Source organism: Sphingobium indicum BiD32 (assembly GCF_000382885.1).
GTDB lineage: Bacteria > Pseudomonadota > Alphaproteobacteria > Sphingomonadales > Sphingomonadaceae > Sphingobium > Sphingobium japonicum_C.
Genome location: NZ_CAVK010000142.1, coordinates 1 through 12,996, shown reverse-complemented (window position 1 = coordinate 12,996; position 12,996 = coordinate 1). Strand labels below are relative to the sequence as shown.

Below are 12,996 nucleotides of genomic sequence, written 5' to 3'. Positions count from 1 at the left end.
GCGAACGGAAATTCCAGGTGTAACTCGTCGATCCGCCGCATGATGGCGAGATCGGCAGGCGGCACCGGTCTGGGCAGATAATAAATGCTGCCCCGGCTGATCCCCAGCTCCCGGGCTTGCCGCGCCAACGGCAGTGCGTGCGAACGGTCGATCATCGTTTTGCGCTCGGCAACAGTCCCGCCTTCCCGAGCGTCCCTGACAAAAAATCGTTCACCAGCGTCAGTTCACCGATCTTGGCGTGCAGCGTCTTTACGTCGATCGCCGGCGCCGCAGCCTCGCTCCGCGTCTCGCTGCCAAATACACCGGCAGCCCCTTCCAGAAGCTGCCCGCGCCATTGCGTGATCTGGTTCGGATGCACGTCAAACTGCTGCGCCAGCTCCGCCAGCGTCTTCTCGCCCTTCACGGCGGCCAATGCCACCTTCGCTTTGAATGCCGGGCTGTGATTCCGGCGTGGTCGTTTGCTCATCTCTACTCCTGTCACGCGGCCATCCTGGCCGCCGTCAGGCAGAAAATCCACTTATCCCGATGTGCAGTTTTGCCAGGCCACCTCTATCGTGCCGATCGCCGACCAGATAGACCATTAACGGCACGGCCAAGATGGAGCCCTCGCCTCCGACCAGACCGAGCGTGAAGCCGACAAGCTAGCCCGAAGCAGCGCCTAGCAGATATTGGACTGGCTCGGGCAGGTTGCCACCGCGCATGTTCACCTGGATCGAGGAAAGGATCAGCCGCGGCATCCCGAGCGTTGCGTCGCGCGCTTCACGCATCGCGACAAACCCCTCCTCGGTCACACCGGGATGGACATGGACATTGCCCCGTCGTTCATTCGCCACCGTCGTCTCCCACACGAATTGCTCGCCGCCTTGCCAGTTGCCGGGTCGCTGACGACGTGGGGTGCGGTAAAGGTCGCCACGTCAAAGACGCTGTGCACGAACACACCGCCGGTCATTGAACGATCGATAAGGCGGGCGGCCTGTTCCATGGACAAGTCGGTCATGGCGCGCTCCACCGCCGCCGCCTCATGCGTCCGCCGGCGTAGCGCCGGCTTGGGCCGCGAACTGATCGAAGGCCTCGACTGCCTGGGCCGCGTACATCAGGCTCGGTCCGGCGCCCATGTAGAGCGCCATGCCCATCACTTCCATGATCTCCTCCCGGGTCGCGCCCTGCTTGACCGCCGCCTGGCTGTGAAAGGCGACACAGCCGTCGCACCGGATCGCTACTGAGATGGCGAGCGCAGCTCCTTGGTTTTGGTATCGAGCGTCCCTGCCTCGGTCGCGGCCCGGGCCATCGCCGAAAAGGCCGTGGTGACTTCCGGACTGCCAAGCCGGACTTCCTTGATCGCGCCGGTCAGTTGTGCGGCCATTTCCGGCCAATCCTTGTGCATTGCGGTCATCCTTTTGTTCAGTAGCGACCCAGCAGGCTGAGCAGCCGGTAGGCGGCGACGATACGATCGGTAGCCGCGCGCGCCGCGCCAGCCTGCGCGGCAATGGATTCGCGTTCGGCGTCAAGCAGGTCGAGCTGCGGCTTTATGCCAACCCGAACCTCATGGGTAACGCTGTCGAGCGCCTGTATAGCGGCGGCGGCTTGATCGCTTGCCGCCTGTTCGACCAGTTGCGCCGTGCGCACATCCTGAAAGGCGGAGATGACCTGCTCTTCGACCTGGCTACGCATGGCCCGTGCCCGCGCATCGGCGGCCCGGACACGACTATTCGTCTCGGCGACCTTGCCGGAAACTCGGCCGCCGCTGAACAATTCCCAGCGAGCGCGAATACCGACGGTCGCGCTGTCCGCGCGATAGTCGGGAAAGAACTGATCACGTACCGTGGCCCCTTCCGCGAAGGCGCCGACCGTGGGCAGGCGCTCAGCGCGCGCGCCACGTGCTGCGGCCTGAGCCCCCCGCAGGCTGGCTTCGGACTGGGCCAGCGCGGGATTGTTGCGGATTGCCGTATCCATCGCCTCGTCGAGCGTGGCGGGAAGTACGGGATTGGCCGGTAGTGGTTGCAGATCTAAAGGCTCAAGGCCTGTCAGATTGCGGAAATGCGCCTTCGCCGAGACCTGCATGCCCTGTGCGCGGGCAAGGCCGGCACGCGCCTCGGCAAGTCGGGCGACCGCCTGCGAGACATCTGTGCTCGGGCTTTCGCCCGCGCGGAACTTGAGCCGCGCCTGACGCTCGATCTCGGTGGTCTGGGTGACAAGGCGACCGTAGAGATCGACCATGCGCGCGGCGGTCAGGACATCGCCATAGGCCTGGGTTACTGCCATCACGAGCTGGCTGCGCATACCCGTCTGGCCGGCCTCGGCGCCAGCGATACCGGCGCGAGCCTGATCGATCCCGGCCCTCACCCTACCGCCGGTGAACAAGGGCTGCTCGACCGTCAATTGCGCAGAGCGCGGTGTCACGTTGGCAGCGCCAAGACCAAAGAAACCACGCGGATCGAGCCGACCATAGCCGATGGTGCCGCTGACCGTCGCGGTCGGCAGCCCGCCCGCCTTCGCCTGCTCAAGCCGGGCCTTGGCGACATCCGCATCCGCGTCCGCCGCAGCAATGTCCGGCGTATGCGCGATCGCTGCGGCCAGCGCCTCGTCAAGCGTGATGGCTTGCGCCGTGCCGCTCGCCGCCAGCGAGGCGGCAAGCCACAGCATCAAGTGCGCAAGGCGGCGCTTGGCCATCATTTGAAGGCGACGCCCGGCCGCAGGCCGATCGCCTTGAATGCGGTGGCAGCAGGGCAGAAGCCGGTGAATCCGGCCTGGATCGCATTCAGCCCGGCGAAAATGGTCAGGCCGATCCACCAGGGATGGACGGTCAGCGACAGCGCCACGCCAAGCAGGACAACGCAGCCGAGAAAGATGAAGACAGCACGGTCGATCGTCATGGCAGTTCTCCTTTTGAAGCGATCTCAGAAACGAAGTTTCTTGATGCCCATCACGTGCAGCGCGAGCTTCTCGTAGAAGGGTTCGCTTTCGCCCTTGCGCACCTTGCGCAGAAAGTATTTCTCGAAGCCGATCTTCGCCAGATGGACCCATTTGCCGCTCGCCGCCCAGTTGACGTTGCGCGGCGGGATTTGCGGCTGCGCGACAAAGGCAACGCCGCCATCACCGAAATCAGCCAGGCAAACCGCATTCCAAGTCGCTTCGGCGGTGGGCTCCTTGCCGTCGAGGATCGCGGCGAGGTTGGCGGCGATCGCGGTCACCATGCTCTCGATCATGAAGCCGGTCTTGGGTACGCCGACCGGCACGGGCGTGGGCCCGGTCGGCGGGATGGCGACGCAGACGCCAAGCGCGAAGATCTCCGGGAAAGCCGGGTTGCGCTGGTGTTTGTCGATCAGGATGAAACCCCGCGGATTGGTAAGGCCCGGAATATCACGGACCGCTGCGATGCCGCGGAATGCCGGCAGCATCATCGAGAACGCGAATGGCAGGTCATGCGTCTTGGCGACCGCGCCGCCTTCGGCGATCTCCTCGACATGCATCATGCCCGCCTCGACCGTGGCGACACGCGCATTGGTGACCCATTTGATGTGCCGCTCACGCAGCGTACTTTCGAGCAGGCCCTTGGTGTCACCGACGCCGTCCAGGCCGAGATGGCCGATATAGGGTTCGGCCGTGACGAAGGTCATCGGCACCTTGTCGCGAATTTTGCGGCGGCGCAACTCGGTGTCGAGGATCAGCGCGAACTCATAGGCTGGGCCATAGCAGGACGCGCCCTGCACCGCGCCGACGACGATAGGTCCGGGGCTTTCAACGAAACGATCGAAAGCGTCTGCAGCCGCCGAGGCGTGTGCAGTCTGACAAATCGAGACGGTATGGCCACCGTGCGGCCCGAGCCCCTCGATTTCGTCGAACGCCAAATCAGGCCCGGTAGCAATTACGAGATAGTCGTAAATGACATTGCTGCCGTCATTGAGTTCAAGGCGCTTTTCGGGAGCGTGCAGCCGCTTTGCCCCCACTGCGGTGAACCCAATCTTTTTCTTGGCGAAGATCGGTGGGAGATGGACCTGGATCGCTTCGGGCTCGCGCCAGCGAACGGCGACCCATGGGTTGGAAGGTATAAACGAATAGGTTTCCGAGTCGGAGACCATCATGACCTCGGCCCGGCCTTTGGCGGCGGCCTGGATCTCGTAAGCGGCGATGGTGCCGCCCAGACCTGCGCCCAGCACCACGATCTTCGGTTTGTCCATGATGCCGGCTCCTCTCGCCTCAATATCGTGCTTGACTGAATATAATGATTACACGATATATACAATATACAAATTGATGCAATAATCAGGAGGTTCCGCATGTTTGGATTCGGAAAGACCAAGGCGCATCGCGAAATTGATGCGCAGACCCTCAAGGCGATGCTGGCCGATGGTTCGGCCGTCCTCGTCGATGTGCGCGAACCCGACGAGTTTGCCGCCGAGCATATCAAGGGCGCAGTAAACGCTCCTCTCTCGACCTTCGCACCACGTAATGTTCCGGATGCCGCGGGTAAGACGATCGTGCTTCAATGCGCTGGCGGCAAGCGCTCGAGCCTGGCGCTCGACCGCTGCGCCAGCGCGCAGTCGAGTATCGACACACATCTCGCCGGCGGCATCGGCGCCTGGAAGGCCGCCGGCTTGCCAGTCGAACGCGGCTAAGGCCATGCAACCGGGGAGCCGTTGGCAATGACTAAATGGGCATGGATGGTCGCAGGGGCGGCGCTGACGTTGATGGCTTGCGGCAGCAATGCGCCGAGCGAGGAAAAGGCGGCGACCTTGCCCGCTGGCGAGCGGCTGACCGTGGAACTTGCCCAGACCACGGACATGAAGGCGGTCGGCGCCGAAATCACGACGCGCGATCAGGCGCAGGCGCTGGCCCGCATTTCCGGCACGTTGGTCAGCCTCTCCGTTCGCGCTGGTGACGTGGTGACCAAGGGCCAGCGGATCGGATCGATCGTCGATTCGCGCCTTGGCTATGAAACCAGTGCGGCGGGTGCGCAGGTGGCAGCCGCGCAAGCAGAAGCAACGCGCGCGCAAGGCGACCTCGCCCGTGTCAAAGATCTCTACAACCACAATGTCTATGCCAAGGCCCGCCTCGACCAGTCGGTCGCGGCCGCACGTGCGGCCAATGCTCAGGTCGCAGCGGCCCGCGCTCAGCAGAATGCGAGCGCCAGCGTCGCCGGTCAGGGCGCGGTCCTGGCGCCCGCCTCCGGCCGCATCCTGCGCGCCGATATTCCCGCCGGCTCCGTCGTGGCGCCGGGCATGTCGATCGCAACCGTTGCGGCGGGTCCGCCCGTTCTCCGGCTCGATCTGCCCGAATCGCTGGCTGACGCCGTGCATGTCGGCGCGCGCGTAATGGTCGCTGAGGGAGATTTGCCCGACGGGTCGCGCGAGGGTCAGGTCAGCCAGGTCTATCCTGCGATCGCCGGCGGCCGAGTGCAGGTCGATGCAACCGTGCCTGGGCTTACCACCCAATTGGTCGGACGCCGCGTCGGCGTGATGATTGAGGTCGGCCAGCGCCGGGCGATCATCGTTCCGCGCCGTTTCATCTCGACGCGCTACGGCATCGACTATGTCGATGTCGTCACCGGCGACAGGCGCATAAGCGCGGTTGCGGTCCAGACCGCGCCTACAGGCGAAGCGGGCAAGCTCGAAGTCCTTGGCGGCGTCAGTGCAGGCGACGTTCTGTTCACTCCAGGACGCAGCAAGTGAATCTCGGCCTCTCGGGGCGCCTCACCCGCGCGACGATCACGTCCCCGCTGACCCCGTTGTTTCTGCTGGTCGCGATTGCGATCGGCCTGCTGGCGCTCTTTACAATTCCTCGCGAGGAAGAGCCGCAGATCAGCGTGCCGATGGTCGATATCCAGGTCATGGCACCGGGCCTTTCCGCGCCGGACGCCGTCCAGCTCGTCGGCATCCCGCTCGAGACGATCGTGAAAAGCGTCGATGGCGTCGAGCATGTCTATACCCAGGCCGAAGACGATGGCGTGATGGTGACCGCGCGCTTCCTGGTGGGTTCGAACCCCGAGGATGCCGCGACCCGGATAGATGAAAAGCTGCGCGCCAACTGGGATCGCATCCCGGTCGGCATCCCGGATCCCAAGGTCACGGTGCGCGGGATCAACGATGTCCCCGCCATCGTCCTGACCCTTTCGCCCAAACCCGGCGCGGCCGGGCGATATGACGACCAGACGCTCTATGCGCTCGCCGGTCGCTTGCGGACCGAGATCGCCAAGGTCGACAATGTCGGCCTCACCTTCCTGACCGGCGGGCGGCCCGAAGAGATCCGCATCACGCCCGATCCCGGCAAGCTCAGCCAATATGGCGTACCGCTCGGCAGCGTGATCGATGCCGCCGCGCAAGCCAATCGCAGTTTCCCCGCCGGGAGCATTCGCGAAGGTGGCCAGGCCGTCGCGGTCACCGCCGGCCAGACGCTTTCTTCGGCCCAGGACGTCGGCACCCTGACCGTGCGCTCGGCCGCCGGTGCGCCGGTCTATCTGCGCGACGTGGCCTCAGTTACCCAGGGGCCACGTGAAGATCAGGCCCGCGCCTGGCGCTGGGCACGCGCTGACGGTGGCTGGTCGAGCACGCCTGCGGTCAGCATCGCGATCGCCAAACGCTCGGGCGCCAATGCAGTGGTCGTCTCCGAGGCCGTACTCACCCGCCTTGAAAGCCTCAAGGGCGGCCTGATTCCCGACGGTATCGATGTCGCGGTCACGCGGAATTACGGCGCGAGCGCGAACGAGAAGGCCAATGAACTTCTCTACCACCTTGCGCTCGCGACGATCTCGATCGTCGTCCTGATCGGTTTCGCGATTGGCTGGCGCGAGGCCGGGGTCACTGCCGTGGTGATCCCGACGACGATCCTGCTGACGATGTTTGCCTCGAACCTGATGGGCTACACGATCAACCGCGTCAGCTTGTTTGCGCTGATCTTCTCGATCGGCATCCTCGTCGACGATGCGATCGTGATGATCGAGAATATCGCCCGCCATTGGGCGATGGCCGATGATCGAACCCGGACTCAAGCCGCTATCGAGGCGGTCGCCGAGGTCGGCAATCCGACCGTGGTCGCGACGTTGACCGTCGTGGCGGCACTGCTGCCAATGCTGTTCGTGTCAGGCCTGATGGGACCGTACATGGCGCCGATCCCGGTCAATGCGTCGGCCGCGATGGTCTTTTCCTTCTTCGTCGCGGTGGTTATTGCGCCGTGGCTGATGATCCACTTCGCGCGCAAGGCGCTGGCGGCCGATGGCGATCACGGGAACGGGCATAACGCAAGCGGCGGCAAGCTCGGCCGCCTCTACGCGCGGTTCGCGCACCGGGTCATCGACGATCGCAATTCGGCGCGCAATTTCCTGATCGCGGTCGGGATCGCGACATTGGTCGCCTGCTCGATGTTCTATTTCAAGGCGGTGACGGTCAAGCTGCTGCCGTTCGACAACAAGTCCGAAGTCCAGGTCGTAATCGACATGCCCGAGGGCACCAGCCTCGAAGGCACGGGGCGCGTCCTCGAAGATGTCACTCGCCTGACCCGCCAGCTCCCCGAGGCGACCGCGATGGAAGCCTATCTCGGCACGTCCGCGCCGTTCAATTTCAACGGGCTCGTGCGCCACTATTTCCTGCGCAGCCGCCCGGAAATGGGCGATGTCATGGTGACGCTTCTGCCCAAGGGCGACCGCGACCGCTCGAGCCACCAGATCGCCCTCGACCTGCGCCAGAAGCTCAAGACGCTGAAGCTCCCTGACGGTGCCTCGATCAAGGTCGTCGAGACGCCACCGGGACCACCGGTGCTCGCCACCCTGCTTGCCGAAATCTATGGTCCCGACGCGCAGAGCCGACGTGCCACCGCGACAGAGCTCGAGAAGATCTTCAAGTCGATCCCCTACATCGTCGATGTCGATAACAGCTTCGGCCAGCCTCGCCCCAAGCTGCGCCTGATCCCGCAGCGCGACCGGATCGACTATTACGGACTCTCGATCCGCGACATCAACGACTCGATCGGCGCGCTGCTGGGCAGCAAGACAGTCGGTTACGCACCGCGCGGGGATGAACGCACGCCGCTGCCGATCACCATCGCCCTCCCGCAATCCGCGCGAAGCTGGACGCAGACGCTGGCGAGCACGCCGGTGGCGTTCTCGCAAAGCGCCAACGGGCCGAAACTGGTCGAACTCGAGGCCGTTGTCGAGGCCCGGCAGGAGCAGAGCAGCCCGGCCATCTTCCGGCGCGACGGGCATTATGCCGATATGGTGACCGCCGAGCTCGCCGGCGATTATGAGGCGCCGATCTACGGCATGTTGGCAGTCGACCGCGCAATCGATCGCTACGACTGGGCCGCCAAGGGCCTGCATCGGCCGGTGATCCGCCTAGCAGGCCAACCCACTGATGAGAAGGCAACCAGTCTGCTGTGGGACGGCGAGTGGGAGATCACCTGGGTGACCTTCCGCGACATGGGTGCTGCGTTCATGGTCGCTCTGCTCGCCATCTACATCCTCGTCGTTGCACAGTTCCGCAGCTTCCGACTGCCGCTCGTCATCCTGACGCCGGTGCCGCTCACGCTGGTCGGGATCGTCATCGGCCATATGCTGTTCCGTGCGCCGTTTACCGCGACCTCGATGATCGGTTTCATCGCATTGGCCGGCATCATCGTGCGCAACTCGATCCTTCTGGTCGATTTTATCCGGCACACGTCCACGCCCGACAAGCCGCTCCGCGACGTGCTGATCGAGGCGGGAACGATCCGGTTCAAACCGATCGTGCTCACCGCCGCCGCCGCGATGATCGGCGCTGCCGTGATCCTGACCGACCCCATCTTTCAGGGCCTCGCCATTTCGCTCCTTTTCGGTCTCGCCTCCTCGACCTTGCTCACCGTGCTGGTTATTCCCGCCATATATGTGGTGTTGCGCGATGACGGGAGACCAGCAAGCAAATGACGATGACGGGCGAATGATGACGAACGAGGCGGTGGAAATGCTGTGCGAGCGTGCGACCGAGGTCGCCGCGTTTCTCAAGCTGGTCGCGAATGAACAGCGCCTCTTGCTGCTTTGTCGTTTGCGCGAGGGTGAAGCCTCGGTCGGCGAACTCGTTGGCTTGTGCAACCTGTCGCAGTCGAGCGTCTCGCAGCATCTGGCGCGGATGCGTGATGGCGGTTTGGTCCAGACCCGTCGCGAAACGACGACCATTTACTATAGCATTGCCAATCAGCGTGTGCTCGCCCTGATGCAGTTTCTTTGCGAGAATTTGGGCGAAAAGTAGAGCAAGCGATCTTCGATTGAATCGCCGCAAGAGCAGGCGACGCGAGAGGAGACGGCGACCACGCTGAAGTTCAAGCCTTTGGTTTCTGGAATACCCCGGCCCAGCTCAAAGGCGACCAGACCAAGCAACGAAATCCGAGACCATGGGGCCACATGCGGCCCAAGGTGTCGGCAACCGATAGGAAAATGACGTGCCGACAAACCGCATCGCCAACACCGACCTGGCAAGTCGCATCATGGACGCGGATGCGGCCGCCAGCCTGATTTCCCATGGCATGACGATCGGCATGAGCGGTTTCACCGGATCGGGCTATCCCAAGGCCGTGCCGCTGGCCCTGGCGAAACGGATCGAAGCTGCCCATGCAGCCGGTGATCCCTTCCGATGCCGCGTCTGGACGGGGGCGTCCACCGGTCCCGAACTGGACGGCGCGCTGGCCAAGGCGGACGGCATCGAATTTCGCCTCCCCTATAACTCCGACCCGATTGCGCGCGAGAAGATCAACCGCGGCGAAATGGAATATTTCGACATGCATCTCAGCCAGGTCGCGCCGATGGCGTGGCAGGGCTTTCTGGGACCGCTTGATATAGCGGTCATCGAAGTGTCCGGCATTCGCACCGACGGATCGCTGATCCCGTCCTCCTCGGTCGGCAACAACAAGACCTGGCTCGATCGCGCTGACGGCGTGATCCTTGAGGTCAATCGCTGGCAGAACCCCGCGCTGGAGGGCATGCACGACATCTACTACGGCACGGCCCTGCCGCCTCACCGCGTCCCCATTCCCTTAGTAAAGGCCGACGACCGCATCGGCGAGGCATATTTTCGGTGCGATCCCGACAAGATCATCGCCATCGTGGAAACCGAGGCACCCGACCGCAACCTGCCCTTTGCAGCGCCAGACACGGCCGCGCACGCCATTGCTGGCCATCTCATCGAATTCTTCCGCCACGAAGTTGCCAAGGGAAGGCTGCCCGCCTCGCTGCTGCCGCTGCAATCCGGGGTCGGCAACATCGCCAATGCCGTGCTCACCGGACTGGTGTCGGGGCCTTTCGAGAACATGACCTCCTATACCGAGGTGATCCAGGACGGCATGCTCGATCTGCTGGATTCCGGAAAGCTGCGGATGGCTTCGGCCACCGCCTTTTCGCTCAGTCCCGAGGCCGCGATGCGGTTGAATGCCGATATGGGACGATACCGCGACACGATGATCCTGCGCGCCCAGGAAATCAGCAATCACCCCGAACTGATCCGGCGGCTTGGCTGCCTGGCGATGAACGGGCTGATCGAGGCGGACATCTACGGCAACGTCAACTCGACCCACATTATGGGATCGCGCATCCAGAACGGGATCGGCGGATCAGGCGACTTTGCGCGAAACGCCTATGTGTCGATCTTTATGACACCTTCGACGGCCAAGGGCGGCAAGATCTCCGCGATCGTGCCACAGGCGAGCCACGTCGATCATATCAGCCAGGACGTCCAGGTGCTGGTCACCGAGCAAGGACTGGCCGACCTTCGCGGCCTCAGCCCAAAGCAGCGCGCCGAAGTCATCATCGAGAAGTGCGCGCATCCTGACTACCGACCTGCGCTGGCCGACTATTATCGCCGCGCGCGTGCCGGTTCCTATGGCCAGCAATCCCCATCTCTACCCGGTGAAGCGCTTTCCTGGCATCAACGCTTCATCGAAACCGGCTCGATGATGTCAGGCTGAGCTACCGAAGAAGCGTCCAGGCGCTTGCGGCGACGCTCAAGACGTCAGGTCTTCGTCCGAATCCGAATGGAACTCATGCCACATGCCGTTGAGGATGCCGAAACCGACCGCTAGCCCGACGCCGAGTACCCATGCAAAAATGCCACATGCTTGAGGTTCTCTTTCAGTAGAAGTCGGGATTGCGCACGTCTTGCGTGGTGATGCGGCCGAACAGCACCTTATAGACCCACGCGGTATAGAGCAGCACGATCGGCAGAAAGATCAGCGTCACCAGCAGCATGATAAACAAGGTCAGGCGGCTCGAGGATGCATTCCAAACCGTGAGGCTGGAGGCAGGTTCGATCAGCTGGGCAGGATGAACGGGAACATCGGGAGTCCGACCGTCGAGATGATCCCGATTGTGGCAATAGTCGACCCGCCGAAGGCCAACACTTCGCGCTTCCACCGGATGCCGATCAGTGCTGTGATCAGGCCGAGAAAGCCCAGGACCGGCGCCAGCACCATCCAGGGGTGCGCACTGTAATTGGCGAGCCACGCGCCGCTATTGCGGACAGATGCGGGTTGGACGGCCTCACCGGATCGACCACATCTTCGGCGCGGAAGCCCATATTCATCGTCGCCACCATCATACCGCCCATGGCGAACAACAGGATCGCGAGCACCGCCGCGATCTGCGACCGATAGCAGGCCCGCCAGCAGCGAGAAGGGATGAAACAGGCCGAGCAAGGTGCCGCCATAGAAAGACCGCAAGTCGCTATCGAGCCGGAAGGGAATTCCCGTCAGCACGTTGCCAACCGCGACCCCAATGGGACAGACGGTGCTGCTGATTACGCACGATCCCGCTGTCGGTCTTATCTTTGTCACCCACAGGTCGGCCATGCTGCGCCTGGCTGGGCAGCACCTGACACTGGCGAGCTAGAGTATCTTGGCGAACATCGCGGCCGAACCGCGCGCTGGCGAGCCTGTTTTACGGTCGGCGCGCGGTGCCGTGCCGCTCGGCCCGGTCCGGGCGAGTGCGGCGAGGAACGCCGCCGCGGGGGCGAAGGCGTTCGACGCAACGCTGTAGTAGACCTGCTTGGCTGCGCGCCGAGTTTGCACCAGTTCAGCCTTGCGCAGCACGCCGAGTTGCTGCGACAGCCCAGGTTGACCGATACCGGTGAACGCCTCGATTTCGCCGACGGACTTCTCACCCTGCGCCAGCAGCGTGGCGATCAGTCGAAGGCGGGTGTCATGGCCCAGCGTTCGCAACACCTCGGCGAGTGCATCGAGACTGGGGTCAGGGATCCTGTCAGGCATCGCCTAGCCTTTCTGCGACTGCGGCTTGCTGCGGTGAAACCACATCGAGTCATCTCCGTCAGCCAGCAACGAGGCCTGATCCTGATGCGGCGGCAGCAGTACCGCTTCGCCGGGATGCCAACCTTCCGGGGTCACGACCTGATCGGCATCAACAGTCTGCAAGGCGGCCAGCACCCGGAGCATCTCTTCGACCGAGCGTCCGATCGTGGCCGGATAGCAGATCATCGCGCGAATGATGCCATCGGGATCGATGAAATAGGTCGAGCGCATCGTCGCAGCGTCGGGTGAACGGTCCGAGATCATGCCATAAGCCCGGCCGATGATCAGGGAGGGATCCTCGACGATCGGGAAGCTCACTGTGACACCGAAGCCGTCGCGGATCGCGCGGATCCAGCCCAGGTGCGAATAAAGGCTATCGACCGAGACGGCGAGCAGAGCGCAATCGAGCGCTTCAAACCGGTCGCTCGCTTTGGAGAGAGCGACGAACTCGCTGGTGCACACGGGCGTGAAATCGGCGGGATGCGAGAACAGGATCAACCAGCGCCCCTGAAAATCGGAGAGGTTGACCACCCCCATCGTGGTCCGCGCCTGGAAATTAGGGGCCGGGTCACCGATCTGCAGGAACTGCGGGCTATGGCCAGCGTCGGCCGACATCTTATCCATTTACCGCTAATTCCGTCTCACGCATCTTGGCATTCTTCACTACACGATTACATTACAGATGTAAGCGACAAATTGGAATGCTATGCCGCAGAATATGTGAGGTGGTGCCGGTTTTCT

At 63.4% G+C, this 12,996-nt stretch carries 14 protein-coding genes and 3 pseudogenes; 5 read left to right on the top strand and 12 right to left on the bottom strand.

Annotated features, from left to right (window positions below; genetic code table 11):
- The 8 genes and pseudogenes from EBBID32_RS14190 to EBBID32_RS14165 form a co-directional block, all read right to left on the bottom strand.
- Nucleotides 1–466, bottom strand: a pseudogene (locus EBBID32_RS14190) (transposase); the annotation flags it as partial.
- 208 nt (nucleotides 467–674) lie between these two features.
- Nucleotides 675–863, bottom strand: a pseudogene (locus EBBID32_RS23665) (Zn-dependent hydrolase); the annotation flags it as partial.
- Nucleotides 788–997: a hypothetical protein gene (locus tag EBBID32_RS24960; RefSeq protein WP_231382205.1), complete on the bottom strand. Its 210-nt coding sequence runs from the start codon at nucleotides 995–997 to the stop codon at nucleotides 788–790. The gene EBBID32_RS24960 and the pseudogene EBBID32_RS23665, both read right to left, overlap by 76 nt.
- Nucleotides 998–1,019: 22 nt before the next feature.
- Nucleotides 1,020–1,214 (bottom strand): carboxymuconolactone decarboxylase family protein, encoded by a 195-nt coding sequence (locus EBBID32_RS25135; protein ID WP_269213069.1) that lies wholly within the window; start codon nucleotides 1,212–1,214, stop codon nucleotides 1,020–1,022.
- Nucleotides 1,215–1,216: 2 nt separating this feature from the next.
- Nucleotides 1,217–1,384, bottom strand: a complete 168-nt coding sequence (locus tag EBBID32_RS25130; RefSeq protein ID WP_006959273.1) for a hypothetical protein — start codon at nucleotides 1,382–1,384, stop codon at nucleotides 1,217–1,219.
- A 17-nt stretch (nucleotides 1,385–1,401) separates the two neighbouring features.
- A complete protein-coding gene (locus EBBID32_RS14175; protein WP_006959271.1) occupies nucleotides 1,402–2,673 on the bottom strand; it encodes a TolC family protein in 1,272 nt (423 codons plus the stop codon).
- The gene (locus tag EBBID32_RS14170) at nucleotides 2,670–2,873 is read right to left on the bottom strand and encodes a YgaP family membrane protein (protein WP_006959269.1); all 204 of its coding nucleotides are present in this window, start codon (nucleotides 2,871–2,873) and stop codon (nucleotides 2,670–2,672) included. Before EBBID32_RS14170 ends, EBBID32_RS14175 begins: the two co-directional genes overlap by 4 nt.
- A 24-nt stretch (nucleotides 2,874–2,897) precedes the next feature.
- Nucleotides 2,898–4,178, bottom strand: coding sequence for an NAD(P)/FAD-dependent oxidoreductase (locus tag EBBID32_RS14165; RefSeq protein ID WP_006959267.1), 1,281 nt, complete (start codon nucleotides 4,176–4,178; stop codon nucleotides 2,898–2,900).
- A gap of 99 nt (nucleotides 4,179–4,277) precedes the next feature.
- Here EBBID32_RS14165 and EBBID32_RS14160 point away from each other — a divergent pair, with 99 nt between their 5' ends.
- The 5 genes from EBBID32_RS14160 (at nucleotide 4,278) to EBBID32_RS14140 (ending at nucleotide 10,920) form a co-directional block, all read left to right on the top strand.
- Complete coding sequence (locus EBBID32_RS14160) at nucleotides 4,278–4,616, top strand: rhodanese-like domain-containing protein (RefSeq protein ID WP_006959265.1); 339 nt, start codon at nucleotides 4,278–4,280, stop codon at nucleotides 4,614–4,616.
- A 27-nt stretch (nucleotides 4,617–4,643) separates the two neighbouring features.
- The gene (locus EBBID32_RS14155; protein ID WP_006959263.1) at nucleotides 4,644–5,669 is read left to right on the top strand and encodes an efflux RND transporter periplasmic adaptor subunit; all 1,026 of its coding nucleotides are present in this window, start codon (nucleotides 4,644–4,646) and stop codon (nucleotides 5,667–5,669) included.
- Nucleotides 5,666–8,890: an efflux RND transporter permease subunit gene (locus tag EBBID32_RS14150; RefSeq protein WP_006959261.1), complete on the top strand. Its 3,225-nt coding sequence runs from the start codon at nucleotides 5,666–5,668 to the stop codon at nucleotides 8,888–8,890. The genes EBBID32_RS14155 and EBBID32_RS14150 overlap by 4 nt, the downstream gene beginning before the upstream one ends.
- Nucleotides 8,891–8,903: 13 nt before the next feature.
- On the top strand, nucleotides 8,904–9,212 hold the full coding sequence (locus tag EBBID32_RS14145; protein WP_006959260.1) for an ArsR/SmtB family transcription factor: 309 nt from the start codon (nucleotides 8,904–8,906) through the stop codon (nucleotides 9,210–9,212).
- A gap of 190 nt (nucleotides 9,213–9,402) precedes the next feature.
- Nucleotides 9,403–10,920, top strand: a complete 1,518-nt coding sequence (locus tag EBBID32_RS14140) for an acetyl-CoA hydrolase/transferase family protein (RefSeq protein ID WP_006959258.1) — start codon at nucleotides 9,403–9,405, stop codon at nucleotides 10,918–10,920.
- Nucleotides 10,921–10,956: 36 nt separating this feature from the next.
- On the opposite strand, the gene cydX is transcribed toward EBBID32_RS14140, so the two are convergent.
- The 4 genes and pseudogenes from cydX to EBBID32_RS14125 form a co-directional block, all read right to left on the bottom strand.
- Nucleotides 10,957–11,061, bottom strand: coding sequence for a cytochrome bd-I oxidase subunit CydX (gene cydX, locus EBBID32_RS23660; RefSeq protein ID WP_081628097.1), 105 nt, complete (start codon nucleotides 11,059–11,061; stop codon nucleotides 10,957–10,959).
- 22 nt (nucleotides 11,062–11,083) lie between these two features.
- Nucleotides 11,084–11,724 (bottom strand): annotated as a pseudogene (gene cydB / locus EBBID32_RS23655) (cytochrome d ubiquinol oxidase subunit II); the annotation flags it as partial.
- A gap of 111 nt (nucleotides 11,725–11,835) precedes the next feature.
- The gene (locus tag EBBID32_RS14130) at nucleotides 11,836–12,216 is read right to left on the bottom strand and encodes an ArsR/SmtB family transcription factor (protein ID WP_006959250.1); all 381 of its coding nucleotides are present in this window, start codon (nucleotides 12,214–12,216) and stop codon (nucleotides 11,836–11,838) included.
- A 3-nt stretch (nucleotides 12,217–12,219) separates the two neighbouring features.
- Complete coding sequence (locus tag EBBID32_RS14125; RefSeq protein WP_006959247.1) at nucleotides 12,220–12,879, bottom strand: peroxiredoxin; 660 nt, start codon at nucleotides 12,877–12,879, stop codon at nucleotides 12,220–12,222.
- Between the last annotated feature and the right edge of the window lie 117 nt (nucleotides 12,880–12,996).

Excerpts from the sequence above, each read along its gene's own strand:
- EBBID32_RS24960 (WP_231382205.1), bottom strand. The coding sequence starts at position 997 with ATGACCGACTTGTCCATGGAACAGGCCGCCCGCCTTATCGATCGTTCA.
- EBBID32_RS25130 (WP_006959273.1), bottom strand. The coding sequence starts at position 1,384 with ATGCACAAGGATTGGCCGGAAATGGCCGCACAACTGACCGGCGCGATC.
- EBBID32_RS14175 (WP_006959271.1), bottom strand. The coding sequence starts at position 2,673 with ATGATGGCCAAGCGCCGCCTTGCGCACTTGATGCTGTGGCTTGCCGCC.
- EBBID32_RS14170 (WP_006959269.1), bottom strand. The coding sequence starts at position 2,873 with ATGACGATCGACCGTGCTGTCTTCATCTTTCTCGGCTGCGTTGTCCTG.
- EBBID32_RS14165 (WP_006959267.1), bottom strand. The coding sequence starts at position 4,178 with ATGGACAAACCGAAGATCGTGGTGCTGGGCGCAGGTCTGGGCGGCACC.
- EBBID32_RS14160 (WP_006959265.1), top strand. The coding sequence starts at position 4,278 with ATGTTTGGATTCGGAAAGACCAAGGCGCATCGCGAAATTGATGCGCAG.
- EBBID32_RS14155 (WP_006959263.1), top strand. The coding sequence starts at position 4,644 with ATGACTAAATGGGCATGGATGGTCGCAGGGGCGGCGCTGACGTTGATG.
- EBBID32_RS14145 (WP_006959260.1), top strand. The coding sequence starts at position 8,904 with ATGATGACGAACGAGGCGGTGGAAATGCTGTGCGAGCGTGCGACCGAG.
- EBBID32_RS14130 (WP_006959250.1), bottom strand. The coding sequence starts at position 12,216 with ATGCCTGACAGGATCCCTGACCCCAGTCTCGATGCACTCGCCGAGGTG.
- EBBID32_RS14125 (WP_006959247.1), bottom strand. The coding sequence starts at position 12,879 with ATGGATAAGATGTCGGCCGACGCTGGCCATAGCCCGCAGTTCCTGCAG.